This is a genomic window from uncultured Flavobacterium sp., assembly GCF_963922255.1.
Lineage (GTDB): Bacteria > Bacteroidota > Bacteroidia > Flavobacteriales > Flavobacteriaceae > Flavobacterium.
Map to the genome: position 1 here is coordinate 35,064 of NZ_CAWUIC010000011.1, position 14,905 is coordinate 49,968.

15 protein-coding genes are annotated in these 14,905 nt (G+C 29.9%); 2 read left to right on the top strand and 13 right to left on the bottom strand.

The window, feature by feature from the left end; translation table 11 throughout:
• From AABJ49_RS09880 to gcvP, 4 genes are all read right to left on the bottom strand, one after another.
• Positions 1 to 531: a methyltransferase gene (locus AABJ49_RS09880; RefSeq protein WP_338378112.1), complete on the bottom strand. Its 531-nt coding sequence runs from the start codon at positions 529 to 531 to the stop codon at positions 1 to 3.
• 67 nt (positions 532 to 598) lie between these two features.
• Positions 599 to 1,657: a ketoacyl-ACP synthase III gene (locus tag AABJ49_RS09885; protein WP_338378113.1), complete on the bottom strand. Its 1,059-nt coding sequence runs from the start codon at positions 1,655 to 1,657 to the stop codon at positions 599 to 601.
• Between the two features lie 143 nt (positions 1,658 to 1,800).
• On the bottom strand, positions 1,801 to 2,172 hold the full coding sequence (locus AABJ49_RS09890) for a group III truncated hemoglobin (RefSeq protein WP_338378114.1): 372 nt from the start codon (positions 2,170 to 2,172) through the stop codon (positions 1,801 to 1,803).
• Positions 2,173 to 2,306: 134 nt separating this feature from the next.
• Positions 2,307 to 5,150: an aminomethyl-transferring glycine dehydrogenase gene (gcvP, locus tag AABJ49_RS09895; RefSeq protein WP_338378115.1), complete on the bottom strand. Its 2,844-nt coding sequence runs from the start codon at positions 5,148 to 5,150 to the stop codon at positions 2,307 to 2,309.
• Between the two features lie 172 nt (positions 5,151 to 5,322).
• Here gcvP and AABJ49_RS09900 point away from each other — a divergent pair, with 172 nt between their 5' ends.
• Positions 5,323 to 6,138 carry a hypothetical protein gene (locus AABJ49_RS09900; protein WP_338378116.1) on the top strand — a complete coding sequence of 272 codons (816 nt, stop codon included), beginning with the start codon at positions 5,323 to 5,325 and terminating at the stop codon, positions 6,136 to 6,138.
• Here AABJ49_RS09900 and AABJ49_RS09905 read toward each other — a convergent pair.
• The 5 genes from AABJ49_RS09905 to AABJ49_RS09925 form a co-directional block, all read right to left on the bottom strand.
• The gene (locus tag AABJ49_RS09905) at positions 6,121 to 6,573 is read right to left on the bottom strand and encodes an SRPBCC family protein (RefSeq protein ID WP_338378117.1); all 453 of its coding nucleotides are present in this window, start codon (positions 6,571 to 6,573) and stop codon (positions 6,121 to 6,123) included. The genes AABJ49_RS09900 and AABJ49_RS09905 overlap by 18 nt on opposite strands.
• Positions 6,570 to 6,950: a hypothetical protein gene (locus tag AABJ49_RS09910; RefSeq protein WP_338378118.1), complete on the bottom strand. Its 381-nt coding sequence runs from the start codon at positions 6,948 to 6,950 to the stop codon at positions 6,570 to 6,572. The genes AABJ49_RS09905 and AABJ49_RS09910 overlap by 4 nt, the downstream gene beginning before the upstream one ends.
• Positions 6,951 to 6,954: 4 nt before the next feature.
• Positions 6,955 to 7,386: a hypothetical protein gene (locus AABJ49_RS09915; RefSeq protein WP_338378119.1), complete on the bottom strand. Its 432-nt coding sequence runs from the start codon at positions 7,384 to 7,386 to the stop codon at positions 6,955 to 6,957.
• Positions 7,383 to 8,096 carry a DUF2071 domain-containing protein gene (locus AABJ49_RS09920; protein WP_338378120.1) on the bottom strand — a complete coding sequence of 238 codons (714 nt, stop codon included), beginning with the start codon at positions 8,094 to 8,096 and terminating at the stop codon, positions 7,383 to 7,385. The genes AABJ49_RS09915 and AABJ49_RS09920 overlap by 4 nt, the downstream gene beginning before the upstream one ends.
• 101 nt (positions 8,097 to 8,197) lie before the next feature.
• Positions 8,198 to 8,701 carry a MarR family transcriptional regulator gene (locus AABJ49_RS09925; protein WP_338378121.1) on the bottom strand — a complete coding sequence of 168 codons (504 nt, stop codon included), beginning with the start codon at positions 8,699 to 8,701 and terminating at the stop codon, positions 8,198 to 8,200.
• Positions 8,702 to 8,977: 276 nt separating this feature from the next.
• Between AABJ49_RS09925 and AABJ49_RS09930 the strand changes: the two genes are divergently transcribed.
• A complete protein-coding gene (locus AABJ49_RS09930; RefSeq protein ID WP_338378122.1) occupies positions 8,978 to 10,093 on the top strand; it encodes an ATP-binding protein in 1,116 nt (371 codons plus the stop codon).
• An 88-nt stretch (positions 10,094 to 10,181) separates the two neighbouring features.
• On the opposite strand, the gene AABJ49_RS09935 is transcribed toward AABJ49_RS09930, so the two are convergent.
• The 4 genes from AABJ49_RS09935 to AABJ49_RS09950 all read right to left on the bottom strand — a co-directional run bounded on the left by AABJ49_RS09935 (position 10,182) and on the right by AABJ49_RS09950 (position 14,823).
• A complete protein-coding gene (locus AABJ49_RS09935; protein ID WP_338378123.1) occupies positions 10,182 to 12,206 on the bottom strand; it encodes a M3 family metallopeptidase in 2,025 nt (674 codons plus the stop codon).
• Between the two features lie 65 nt (positions 12,207 to 12,271).
• Positions 12,272 to 12,754, bottom strand: coding sequence for a 5-(carboxyamino)imidazole ribonucleotide mutase (purE, locus tag AABJ49_RS09940; RefSeq protein ID WP_338378124.1), 483 nt, complete (start codon positions 12,752 to 12,754; stop codon positions 12,272 to 12,274).
• A gap of 308 nt (positions 12,755 to 13,062) precedes the next feature.
• Entirely contained in the window at positions 13,063 to 14,217 is a 1,155-nt protein-coding gene (locus tag AABJ49_RS09945) for a 5-(carboxyamino)imidazole ribonucleotide synthase (RefSeq protein WP_338378125.1), read from the bottom strand.
• 75 nt (positions 14,218 to 14,292) lie between these two features.
• Positions 14,293 to 14,823, bottom strand: a complete 531-nt coding sequence (locus AABJ49_RS09950; protein WP_338378126.1) for a hypothetical protein — start codon at positions 14,821 to 14,823, stop codon at positions 14,293 to 14,295.
• Positions 14,824 to 14,905: the final 82 nt, after the last annotated feature.

Consider the following 14,905-nt stretch of genomic DNA (forward strand, 5'->3'; position numbering starts at 1 on the left):
TTATTTTTTGGGATTTTTTATTGCGTAAACTAAATAGTAACGATTTGTAAAATATCTCAACAAAGGTCTAAATCCGATTTTTTTTACTGGGTGCGTAAATTTGATACTATCTACAATTTTAAAACCAGTTTTTTCAAGTAACCAATCTAATTGCCAATCTTCAAATTCATGATAATGTCTGTCCCATTTATCTGTTTTACTTCTGTAAGCAGATGAAAACCACAATCGCATTGGAATTGAAATCAAAATTTTATTACATTTTACGTTTTCTAATATGGTGTAAGGATTTAATAAATGTTCAAAAATTTCAAAAGCAGTAACAACAGCATAATCTTCACTTTGTAATGTAGTTTGGTCATTATCTAAATCTTCACCTTTAGTGTTTTTTACCGAATAACCATTTTCATCCATAATTTTAGAAAAAGGATTTGGAACACCTAAATCTAAAATAGGTTCATTAGTTGAAATATGTTTTTTTAGAAAATCTAAAGTAATATTGAATCTTTTGCTTGGATAAGTCTTTTCGTACATCGTAAAAGGTAAATTAAGTTACAAATTTAATTGTTTCTTACAACTTACAATGCATCTTATAATTTTTTTACATTTGGTAAGCAATAGCATTAATGTTCATTCCAGCACCAACGGAAGCAAAAAGAATAATATCACCTTTGTTTAAAGATTGATTCTCTATTTCACCTTTCATTATCAAATCATAAAGTGTTGGAACTGTAGCAACACTACTATTTCCAAGTTTATGAATGCTCATGGGCATAATTCCTTCTGGATAAGGTTCTTTGTAAAGCTTATAAAAACGTTGAACTATAGCTTCGTCCATTTTTTCATTAGCCTGGTGAATTAATATTTTTTTAACTTGTTTAATGTTGATATTGGCTTGTTCAAGACATTCCATCATCGCTTTTGGAACATTAGATAAAGCAAATTCATATATTTTTCGGCCATACATTTTTATATAGCGAACATCTGGATCATTATCTTGATTGTAAGAATTTCCAAAAAATAAATAATTAGCTTCATCATAAGTATAAGTAGCTGATTTATGAGATAAAACACCACCTGCTTCTTCTGTTGCTTCAATAACTGTGGCTCCAGCTCCATCAGAGTAAATCATGCTATCTCTATCATGTGGATCAACAACTCTTGATAACGTTTCAGCACCAATGACCAAACATTTTTTAGCCATTCCAGCTTTAATAAAAGCTTGTGCTTGTATGAAACTTTCTACCCAACCAGGACAACCAAAAAGCATATCATAAGCAACACAACTTGGGTTTTTTATGCGTAAATTATACTTAACTTTTGAAGCTAAACTTGGTAGCATGTCACCTTGAATGGCTCCTTTTTTTACATCTCCAAAATTATGAGCGAATATTATATAATCTAAAGTTTCAGGATCGATATTTGCATCTTCAATGGCTTTTTGAGCAGCGATTGTTGCAATGTCAGAAGTATTTTCGTTTTCTTCTGCATATCTTCTTTCAATAATACCTGTGATTTCAGTAAATTTTTGAGCTATTACATCATTTGGATAGTTAAAAGTAGAACCATCTTCATTTAAAAATTCATGATTTGCAAAATCTTGATTGGTAACTTTTAATGTTGGGATATAACTTCCTGAACCTGTTATTTTGATATTCATCCTGTTAATTTAATGAAATTTATATGTAAATTTAATAATTATATATTACAAAACTTTAATTAATTTACTATGCATGCATACTATTATCATATTGTTAAAAATGCACTACATATATTATTGAATATTTATAATTAACCCTGTTTTTATGTAAATTTAATTTGCATTACTGTTGCCATACTTAACGCATTTGTTTTCATTTGTTCTGCATATTTTCCTTCAAAATTAGCATCAATTGTATTGTAAAAATGATTTAGCCAATTATCAAAATGTTCTTTTTTAAAAGCATGCTTTTCATTCAAATTTTTATGGATTTGAAACATATTGTTGCTATATCCACCTTTCATAAATAAAGATTGTTCCCAAAAAGTAGCCAAAATTTCAAAATGATGTTCTAAATTTTTATCAGTATCAGTAATTTTTGTAAAGTAAAAACTAATTGTGTCATCTTTTAGAAGTTTATCATAAAATTCTCGCATAATTAAAAGAATATCTTCTCTAGTTTCAATATCATTCATTTTTTTAATTTTAGACAAAGTTAGTATTCTCTTAATTTTATTATCTGATATTTATCATAAAAAGAAAAAGGCTTCAAAATTAATTTGAAACCTTTTTTTCTTAGTATTTCTTACTTCGTATCTCGTACTTTTATTTACATATACGCCTCAATAGGAGCACAGCTGCAAACTAAATTTCTGTCTCCATATGTTTCATCAACACGACGAACACTTGGCCAGAATTTGTTATCAGCCACATACTCTAAAGGATAAGCTGCTTTTTCTCTTGAATAAGGTAACGTCCAAGTATCAGAAGTTAGCATGTTCAATGTATGAGGAGCGTTTTTTAGTACGTTGTTTGGTTCTTCAATTGTAGCTGCTTCAATTTCTTTTCGAATAGAAATCATTGCATCACAGAATCTGTCTAATTCAGCAACATCTTCTGATTCTGTTGGTTCAACCATTAAAGTTCCTGCAACTGGGAAAGAAACTGTTGGAGCATGGAAACCATAATCCATTAAACGTTTTGCAATATCAGTTACTTCAATGCCTTTAGCTTTGAAAGCTCTACAATCTAAAATCATTTCATGAGCTGCTCTTCCTTTTTCTCCAGAATATAAAATTGGATAATGCTCCTCTAAACGTGCTTTCATGTAATTTGCATTTAGAATAGCATATTTTGTTGCATTTGTAATTCCTTCTGCACCTAACATACAGATATAGCCATAAGAAATCAAACATACTAAAGCCGAACCATAAGGTGCTCCAGAAATAGCAGTAATTGCTTTTTCACCACCAACATTTACTAATGGATTACTTGGTAAGAATGGAACTAATTTTTCATTAACGCAAATTGGCCCAACACCTGGTCCACCACCACCATGAGGAATAGCAAATGTTTTATGTAAGTTCAAGTGACAAACATCAGCGCCAATTGTTGCAGGATTTGTTAATCCAACTTGTGCATTCATGTTTGCACCATCCATATATACTAAACCACCATTATCATGAATGATTTGTGTAATTTCTTTAATTGCACTTTCGAAAACTCCATGAGTTGAAGGATAAGTTACCATTAAACATGATAATTCATCTTTATATTGAATGGCTTTTTCTCTTACGTCTTCTACATCAATATTACCGTTTTCCATAGTTTTGGTTACGATAATTTTCATTCCAGCCATTGCTGCTGATGCAGGATTTGTTCCGTGAGCAGATGCAGGAATTAAACAAACTGTTCTTTGATTATCTCCTCTTGATTGATGATAAGCACGAATAGCCATTAAACCAGCATATTCACCTTGAGCACCAGAATTTGGTTGTAATGTAGTTCCAGCGAAACCAGTAATTACATTTAATTGGTGTTCTAATTTCTTAAGCATTTTAGTATAACCTTGCACTTGATCTAATGGAGCAAATGGGTGAATGGTGTTCCAATAAGGCATACTTAAAGGTAACATTTCAGCTGCTGCATTTAATTTCATTGTACAAGAACCTAAAGCAATCATGGAGTGATTTAAAGATAAATCTTTACGTTCTAATTTTTTTATGTAACGCATCAAACTAGTTTCAGAATGATACTTGTTGAATACTTCGTGCGTTAAGAATTCCGATTTTCTGTTTAAATGCATCGGATAATTGTTTTCCAAAACATATTCAGATACTTCAAAAGCTTCTTTCCCAACTGCTTCAGCGAAAATGGCAATTACTTCATTAACATCGCTAAATAAAATCGTTTCGTTTAAAGAAATTGAAATCGTTTCATCGTCAATGTAGAAGAAATTTACTTCTTTACTTTCAGCAATAGCTCTCACTTTTTTAGCATCAGCTTTTACAACAATTGTATCAAAAAATGAAGTATTAGTTTGATAAACTCCTAATTTATTCAAAGCATCAGCAAGAGTAGAAGCCATTCCGTGCACTTTATCAGCGATATATCTTAAACCATTTGGTCCATGATAAACCGCAAACATTCCAGCCATAACAGACAATAAAACTTGGGCTGTACAAATGTTTGAAGTTGCTTTTTCACGTTTGATATGTTGTTCACGTGTTTGCAATGCCATACGTAAGGCACGATTACCATCAGCATCTTGAGAAACTCCGATAATTCTTCCTGGCATTGAACGTTTGTATTCTTCTTTTGTAGCAAAATAAGCAGCATGAGGTCCACCATAACCCATTGGAATTCCAAAACGTTGCGTAGTTCCAACTACTACATCAGCTCCCATTTCTCCTGGAGGAGTTAATTTTACTAAAGATAAAATATCAGCAGCAACCGCTACTTTAATTTCGTTTTCATTTGCTTTTTTGATGAAATCAGCATAATCATACACTTGACCATATTTTCCTGGATATTGAAGAATTGCTCCAAAATACTCGTTAGAAAAATCAAATTCTTGGTGATTTCCTATAACTAATTCCACTCCAATTGGTGTAGAACGGGTTTGTAATACAGACAAAGTTTGTGGTAAAATTTCTTCAGAAACAAAGAACTTACACACATTATTTTTCTTTTGATCTCTTGAACGAACATCAAATAATAAAGCCATTGCTTCCGCAGCAGCTGTACTTTCATCCAATAAAGATGCATTTGCAATTTCCATTCCAGTTAATTCAATAACTGTAGTTTGGAAATTTAAGATAGCTTCTAAACGACCTTGAGCAATTTCAGCTTGGTAAGGTGTGTAAGCTGTATACCATCCTGGATTTTCAAAAATATTTCTTTGAATAGCTGGAGGAACAATTGTTGGGTGATACCCTAAACCAATATAAGATTTAAAAACTTTATTTGTACGACCTAAAACTCTAATATGATTGGCATATTCATATTCAGTCATGATGTGTTCCAACTCTAAAGGTTTTTTCAAACGAATGTCACTTGGAATTGTTTCATAAATTAATTGATCTAAAGTTTCAACACCAATAGTTTCCAACATTTTTGGCAAATCGTTTTCTCTTGGTCCTAAGTGTCTTAAAGCAAATGAGTCTGTTTTCATTTATGTAAAGGTAAAAGTGTGTAATTGTGTTGTTTTGGATCTGAAAAACAAATTTCAGATGGAAGTGCAAAAGTAATTATTATACTTTTAATTTTTTCTTAATTTGACTCGAAATTTTGTCTTTTTTTCAACTAAAATGCATTCTTATTAACACTTTGATTATTTTTGTGGAATGCGAATTCTAAAATATTTGTTTGATTTTTACATTCAAAGCAGTTTACATGTTGCATTGGCTGTATATGCATTGATTAGAATTACATTTTTAAAGTTAAACATTTCTTATGATGAGTCTGTAGCGTATTTTGGTTTTTTTGGAACGATTGTAGGTTATAATTTTATAAAATATGATGAGTTAGCTCGTGTAAAAAAAATAAAATTAACCAAAACTTTTAAAGCAATAATTGTTTTAAGTTTTGTATCAGCCATTGCTGTATTTTATTACTTTTTGGAATTAAAAACTAAAACTAAGTTAATTGGATTTGGAGCTTTGTTACTCACAATTTTATATACGTTACCTTTTTTCCCGCACAAATCTAATATGCGAAATTGGAGTGGTTTAAAAATTTATTTAGTAGCTCTTGCTTGGGTTGGAGTCACGGTTCTTTTGCCTGTAATCAATGCTGAATTTGATTTTTCAATTTTGGTAATTTTGAAGTGTATCCAACGCTTTATTTTGGTCTTAGTATTGATGTTGATTTTTGAAATAATTGATTTGCAATTTGACGATTTAAAACTTCATACTATTCCTCAAAAATTAGGAGTGAAGCAAACTAAAAAATTGAGTTACTTATTAACTTTTATTTTTTTTGTTTTAGACTTTTTTAAACCAAATATTACCAATCAGCAACTATTGATTACTTTTTTGGTTGGATTAATTTTAATGGCTTTTACATATTTTGCGAATTCAAAACGCACCAAATATTACACTTCTTTTTGGGTTGAAAGTGTGCCTTTTATTTGGTTGGTTTTTCTATTGATTTTCGGCTAAATTTTTCAAAACGGTATTTCTTGTTTTAAGAAAATTTGTCATGTGTTTTTTTAGAAATAGCCAGTCGAAAAATTTTCCATAAAGTCCAAAAGGAGTTTCGTACATTAAATTGTCAATCATAACCGTTTTGCCATTTTTCTCAATGAAAGAATGTTCATGTTTGAATGATTTGAAATTTCCTTTAATCATTTCATCCACAAAATAATCATACAAATCCATTTCGGTAATTTTACTTGTATGTGTTAAGTAAAATCCAAAATGTTTGCCTTTCCAAGTCACGGTTTCATTTAAGTTAATTAGGCCAGAAGTTATTCCAGCAATTGCTTTTTCATCTGTTTTACTGGCAGAATTTTGATGCACATCAATGTTTCTGGCTAAATCAAAAATAATTTGTTTAGGTGCATTTATTTTGGTGATGAGGTTTATGGTTGTCATTTTGATTCTTTAAAATTTAATTTGAAGTAAATTCCTAAAATTATAGAAGTTACTGCGTAAGAAATACTAATTGTTAGTTCTCGAGCATTAAAAACTATATGAAAAGTTAAAAGAATACTTAAGACCGTGAATAATAATAGAATAATTTTAGATTTCATTATTGAGACTTCATTTCTAGCTAAGAAATAATAGATAAACCCATAAATTATATAAGTTGGAATAGAAAAAATTAGACTAAAAATAAAAGTAATTGGATAAATTTCAACTAAACCAATGACTCTATTTGAGTTTACTTTCATTAAATTAAATAATTCATATACAAAAGGTGAAATGATTAATGTTCCAAACCAATGCTTAAATAAATAGCTCCAGTTCATGATTTCAGTTTTTAAATATGTTATTGATAAAAAGCAATGTATTTACAATTGCAAAAAATACAAACAACGTATTCATGCAATAACTGCCAACTTTAAAAAGTGTTCTTTTTGGAATATCATACATAGGATAATATGCAATTTGAGTAGCCACTTTTCCAAGCCAATAAGCTGCAATTAATCCAGTTAATGCAATGGCTAATTGAGATTGATTTTTCAAATCATTTGGTAAAAGAATTGCTATTAATCCAAAAGAGAAGTTCAGTCCTTGAATATATCTTCCATAAGTTTTTGCAATTTCTTGATTTAAAGGTTTTAATTGTTTTACATCATTATACCAATCAAAAACTTGATGACGAATATATGGGTAAATCAAGGCTGTGAAAATTTGACCAATTCCACTTAGAATAATTAGCCAGTTTGGGATTGTTAAGTTCATAATTTTATAGTTTTTTTATTTTCAACACTTATAACTGAGCCAATAGCTAATTGAATTGAAGCTGGTTTTTTATTTTCTAAAAATTCAAATTCTGAACCATAAGTTTTTTTAAAATCTACATCAATTTGATGATTAGTTATTTTTAATTGTTGCCATCTAGGATGTTTTACTTCATATTCAAACGTTTTGTTTTCATTGACTTTAGTATATCCAAAATAATGTTCAGTAATAAATTCAGCTTCAGAATTTAATTCAATTTTAATTGGATTTTTTTCAGTTTCAATTAAAATTGTATTCCATTTATTTTCTGTTTTCCATTGATATACAAAATCTATAGTTTCTTTGTTTTGAGTAATTGAATGTTTCATTGGAAGTGTTTGATAATGTTCTTTGTAAACAGCATTGGCAACAAATGTTAATGCATGTTTTGGAACAATTTCTTTAATAAACACTACACCACGTTTCCATTCGTTATTTTCAAAACGTTTTACATAAAATCGAAGATTAACCTCTTCAAAATTTACATGAAATGGAATTTTTAAGCCTAATATTTTCACATTTTTAAACATAAATCCTACTAAACTTACATAGCATTTCCCATTCCATAAATCAATTTCAGTTCCTTTTGGAATGTAGTTTTTTAGTAATTCAGGGTTAATATCGTAATTTATTAATACTAAGTTTTTCCATTGTGCTTTTAAGAAACTCATAATTATTTTATTTTTAAACTTTCAGAAAATATTGAAAGTTTTGATTAAATTTTTTTTATTTAATTCGTTTGTTTTTATTGTTTTTTCATTTGATTTAAAAACTATTTCATAATTTTAACAACCAATCTTCCTAACCAATTGTCTTTGAATTCTGTTGCTTTTTCTAACATATTGTCAGCTTTTAGAACAAAGTCGTATAATTTAGTGGTTTGATCAATAAAGTGTCTTTCTTCTTCAGTAGCTTTTGAATCAATAGTAGAAACTTCTTTCAAAACTTTTAAAGCAGGTTTGATTTCTCTTTTACTTCTTTCTCTTGAAATTTTTACAGCTAATTCGTCTAAATCTTTTTCTGCGGTGAAAAATTCTCTTCTTTCACCAGCTTTATATTCTTTGTAGACAATTCCCCAATCCATCAAAGCACGAAGATTCATAGAAGCATTTCCACGAGAAATTTGTAATTCTTCCATAATGTCTTCCATAGAAATAGGTTCGTTGCTAACCATCAAAAGCGCGTGAATTTGAGCCATGGTTTTGTTAATTCCCCATTGACTGCCTAATGCTCCCCAAGTTTGAACGAATTTATTTTTTGCTTCTTTGAATTCCATTTGTCGTTTTTATTGTTTTTTATTTTTCAAATGCAAACGTATTAAAAATGCTTATTGTCAATTTTGGATATTATTTCATTTTGATAGTACAAAGATATATAAAAGTTTTTAAAGTTTCAATAAAAAATGAAAGTTATTTCAGTATTATTTGAAAAATGTAATATTGGTGAATACGTTCACCGAAAAAACTATAAAATTGGTGAATATGTTCACTAAAAAATATATAAAATTGGTGAATAGAAATAATATTTTATATATTTGTCAAAATTTTATGAGATGATTTCTAGAGATTTAACTCCAGTTTTAGCAACAAAACTGCATAAAGGCAAAGTAATTGTATTGATTGGACCGCGACAAGTTGGAAAAACAACGATGATTAATACTCTTTTGACTGATAATGACTATCTTTTTTTGGATGGTGACGATCATTCTGTGGCTGAAATAATTAGTAATGTCAATACGGAAGCTTTGCGTAGCATCATTGGAACCTATAAATATGTATTTATTGATGAAGTACAACGTATCCCAAATATAGGTTTGAAGTTGAAAATCATTGTTGATCAAATAAAAGATGTACAAGTTATTGTTAGCGGTTCATCAGCTTTTGATATTAATAATGCAACACAAGAACCTTTAACAGGAAGGAAATTTGAATATAATTTATTTCCAATTTCATGGAGTGAATTTGAAAAAAATGTAGGTTACATCAAAGCACAGCAACAACTCGAGTTACGAATGTTATATGGAATGTATCCTGACGTAATCAATAATATTGGAGAAGAACATGAAATCTTAAAAAACTTGGTTTCCAGTTATTTGTACAAAGATATTTTGGCTTTAGCAGGCATCAGAAAATCAGAGTATTTAGAAAAAGTGGTTCAAGCATTAGCTTTTCAAGTTGGAAATGAAGTTAGTTATAATGAAATAGCACAATTGGTTGGGATTGATAAGAATACAGTAAGTAATTATATCGATTTGTTAGAAAAAAGTTTCGTGGTTTTTAGAATCAATAGTTTTAGTAAAAACCTTAGAAATGAGATAAAAGCCAACAAGAAAATTTATTTTTATGACAATGGTGTTCGAAATATGATTATTGGAAACTTCAATAATTTAGCATTTCGACAAGATAAAGGTGCTTTGTGGGAAAACTTTATGATGGCAGAACGCATGAAGTTTTTATCGTATACACAAAGTAATGCAAAGCCTTATTTTTGGAGAACTACAACCCAACAAGAAATTGATTATATAGAAACCAATGCTGATGCTGTGAGTGCTTTTGAATTCAAATGGGCAACCACTAAAAAAGCGAAATTACCAAAATCATTTATTGAAGCCTATAATCCAAGTTTTTTGGTGGTGAATAAGGAGAATTTTAGAGATTTTTTAGAATAGAATTTTTTTAAAACCATTAAGAAATTAAGAAAAATTAAGAAAAAAAACTTAATGAACCTTAATTTCTTAATGGTTTTACTTTTAAAACTTAAATCAACCCAGCCCTTTTCAACAAAGCTTCGGGTTTTGGTTCTTGACCTCTAAATTTTTTGTACAAAGTCATTGGATGTTCTGTTCCACCTTTTGAGAGTACATTTTCTTTGAATTTTGTAGCGACTTCTTTATCAAAAATTCCCTTTTCTTGGAAATAGGCAAAAGCATCAGCATCTAAAACTTCGGCCCATTTGTAACTGTAATACCCAGAAGAATAACCACCTTGAAAAATATGAGAAAAAGAAACACTCATGCAATTTTCAGCTACATCAGGATATAGTTTTGTGTTTTCAAAAGCAGCTTCTTCAAAGGATTTTACATCCTCAATAGTTTGCGCTTTTCCATGATAAGCCATATCCAAAAGTCCAAAACTAATTTGTCTCATGGTTGCAATTCCTTCCAAGAAACTAGCACTTTCTTTGATTTTTTCAACATATTCTTGAGGAATGATTTCTCCAGTTTCATAATGTTTGGCAAATAAAGCCAAAGCTTCTGGTTCGTAACACCAATTTTCCATCACTTGACTTGGTAATTCCACAAAATCCCAATACACAGATGTTCCAGATAAACTTGGGTAAACGGTGTTGGCCAACATACCATGTAATCCATGTCCAAATTCGTGAAATAAAGTTGTAACTTCATTGAAGGTTAGGAGTGAAGGCTTGCTTGATGTTGGTGGTGTAAAGTTGCAAACATTAGAAATATGAGGTCTTTCATTAACACCATTTCTTATTGATTGTGATTTGAAAGAAGTCATCCAAGCGCCATTTCGTTTTCCTTTTCTTGGAAAAAAATCTGCGTAAAAAACAGCAACTAATTGGTTTTCAAAATCTAAAACTTCAAACGTTTTTACATCTTTGTGATATTTGTCAATATCAAAAACTTCTTTGAAAGTAATTCCAAATAGTTTTTCAGCAATAGTGAAAGCTCCATTTAAAACATTTTCTAATTTAAAATATGGCTTCAGTTTTTCATCATCCAAATTGAATAATTTTTGTTTTAACTTTTCTGAATAATAGGCACCATCCCATTTTTCTAAATGTTCAATTCCGTCAAGCTCTTTTGCGAAAGCAGTTAATTCTGCAAACTCTTTTTCGGCAGCAGGTTTGGCTTTTTCTAGTAAATCATTTAAAAACGATTTCACTTTATCAGGATTTTGAGCCATTCGTTCTTCTAAAACAAAATGAGCATGAGAAGCATAACCCAATAAATTAGCACGTTCATGACGCAAACGAACAATGTCTTTTACGTTATTTTGATTGTCGTATTCGTTGTTTTGAAACGCTTTTTTTCCTGCTGCAATAGCTAATTCTTTTCGTAATTCACGATTGTCTGCATAAGTCATAAAAGGTAAATAACTTGGCATATCTAGAGTAAAAATCCAACCTTCTAGTTGTCTGTTTTCTGCTTCTGATTTTGCAGCTTCAATTACACCTTCGGGCAAACCGCTTAAATCATTTTCATTTGTAATATGTAATTGATAATTATTGGTTTCAGCCAAAACATTTTCACCAAAAGTCAGTTTTAATTTGGCTAATTGCGTGTCAATTTCACGAAGTTTTGCTTTTTGTTCGTCATTTAACAAAGCACCATTTCTGACAAAACCTTTGTATTTTTTATCTAATAAAGTTTGTTGTTCTGTTGTTAAATTCAAACTTTCTTTTTGGTCGTTTATGGCTTTAATTCTCTTGAATAAATCTTCGTTTAGTGTAATATCATTGCTGAATTCTGTTAACAATGGAGAAACTTCTTGTGCAATTTTTTGCATTTCATCAGAAGTCTCAGCCGAATTCAAATTAAAAAAGATAGACGATAATCTGTCTAAAGGATTTCCTGCAAAATCTAGAGCTTCCAAAGTATTTTCGAAAGTTGGTGCTTCAGGATTATTGATAATAGCGTCAATTTCAGCTTTAGCATTTTTGATGTTTTCGATAAATGCAGGTTTATAATCTTCCATTTTTATTTGAGAAAATGGAGCTGAGGTGTATTTTGTATTGAATTGCTGAGTCAGTAGTTTCATTTTTTTATTATTAAACCCTTCCAGAGTTTTAAACTCTGGAAGGGTTGTTTTATGAAAATTAAATTTTATTTTTTCAATTCTTCCGAAGATTTCAAAACGGTTTGTTTTAATCCTTCTTTATAGGAAATGATTCTATCTAAAACTGCTTTATCAGAAGTTCCGATGATTTGAGCTGCCAATATTCCAGCATTCTTTGCTCCATTTAAAGCGACAGTTGCTACAGGAACTCCACCAGGCATTTGTAAAATAGATAAAACAGAATCCCAACCGTCAATTGAATTACTTGATTTTACTGGAACACCAATTACAGGTAAGGGAGACATAGAAGCCACCATTCCAGGTAAATGAGCAGCTCCACCTGCACCAGCAATAATTACTGAAATTCCACGTGTGTGAGCATTTTTACTAAAATCAAATAATTTTTCTGGAGTTCTATGTGCTGAAACAATATCGACTTCTGTTTCGATGTCAAATCCTTTTAAGATATCTATTGCATCTTGCATTACTGGTAAATCGGATTTTGAACCCATTATTACGGCTACTTTCATTTTTTATTTATGTTGTTTGTTGTTCGTAGTTAGTTTAAAATTTCTTGTTTTCAATTGAAAATATAAAAATACGATAATCCAAAATATTAGAATGTCATAAATAAGATTTTTAAAATCTGCTCCATGGTGTAAATCATTTCCGTCTAACCAAAAAACTGAATAAAAGACATATGGGAAACCAATATTGATTTCTGGAATTTCTTTAATTTGTAGATTAATGTAAATCTGAAATAATAAGATAATAAAATTAATCACACAAAATGTAACAAACGAATAAAAGATAATTTTAATTAATTGTTTTATTATTTTCAAATCGAAATCACTCTAATACTATTCTTAACTTCTTCCGCAATTTTTCTAGCTTCAACCATATTTTCGTTTACAATTGTAACGTGACCCATTTTTCTGAAAGGTCTTGTTTCTCTTTTACCATAAATATGTGGCGTTACACCATCAATGGCCATTATTTTTTCTATGTTTTCATACAAGACTTGACCTTCAAAACCTTCTTCACCTACCAAATTTACCATAATTCCAGCTACTTTACTATTTGTATTTCCTAAAGGTAAATTTAAAATCGCACGCAAATGATTTTCAAATTGAGAAGTATAACTAGCTTCAATTGAATAATGTCCAGAATTGTGTGGTCTTGGAGCTACTTCATTGACTAAAATTTCATCGTCTTCGGTTTGAAACATTTCTACAGCTAATAATCCAACATGGTTAAAGCTTTCAGAAACTTTCAAAGCAACATCAATGGCTTTTTGTGCTACTTTTTCGTCAATTCGAGCTGGACAAATCACATATTCAACTTGATTAGCTTCTGGATGAAATTCCATTTCCACAACAGGATACGTTTTAACTTCACCTGAAGCAGAACGAACCACAATTACAGCCAATTCATTTTTAAAAGGAATCATGTCTTCAGCAATACATTCCACATCTGGAAGTTTTACTAAATCTATCGCAGAACGACACACTTTCACACCATTTCCATCGTAGCCAAATTGAGCAGATTTCCACACAAAAGGAAATTCTAATTCGTCTTTTTCTATAGATTTTTTTAAGTCATTTAAATCTACAAAACGCAAATGTTTTGAAGTTGGAATGTTATGTTCAACATAAAAATCTTTCTGTTTTCCTTTGTTTTGAATCATTCGCAACGTTTTTGGAGATGGAAAAACAGCTAAACCTTCTTCTTCTAATTTATCCAAAGCGTCAAGGTTTACATTTTCAATTTCAATAGTTAATAAATCTACCATTTTACCAAATTGATAAACCGTATCGAAATCCATTAAACTTCCTTTGTAGAAAGCATTACATCCAAATTGCGAAGGTGCTTCTTCGCTTGGATCAAGTACTAAAGTTTGTATGTCAAATTTTCTTGTGTCAGCCAATAGCATTTTACCCAATTGACCACCACCAAGAATTCCTAATTTAAAATTTGAAGAGAAATAATTCATTTGTAGTTGTGTTTGAGCAAAGATATAAAATCCCAATTCTAAAAGCTAAAAATCAAATTCAGAAATTGCAAAAACTTAAATTTTCTTTAAAATATTTCGAGCACAAGCTTGATAAGCTGCTGAATGTTCAAAAGCATCTTGTGTTATTATAGGTTTTAATTCTTCATAAATCCAATCGTATTTTTTTCCGAAAACAAATAGAGCTTTCATAGCATACACTTTTGACGCTACTTTTTCATCTTGAATTAATCTGTCTACTAAATTTTCAATAATGTTGTGTTCTTGGTCTTTGGATAATTCAATTCCGTTTTTTCTGTGATTACTTTTGGCTAAAAACATACAGATTTTTGTAGCTGGACGAATAGCTGAATCGTCTTTTAATTTGGGTAAAACTTTACAAAATTCATCTATATATGGAATGAATAGCTTTAGTTTTTTATGACAAACTAATTCTAACGACCAAAAAGCTTTTACGTGATTTTTATGAGAAATATCAAAAGCTATAGAGATTAATTCTGCCAAATTTAATTCGTTTTTCATAGCAAAATTACTTACAGTAACTCTACTTTTTTTGTGTGCAGTGCTTTGATCAATTTTGGTAAACATTTCTGAATTCATTTGGTAAATATATCAAATTTGCAAAAAAGTATAAATATATAGGATGCAATAAATTATACTTCCTTAAATT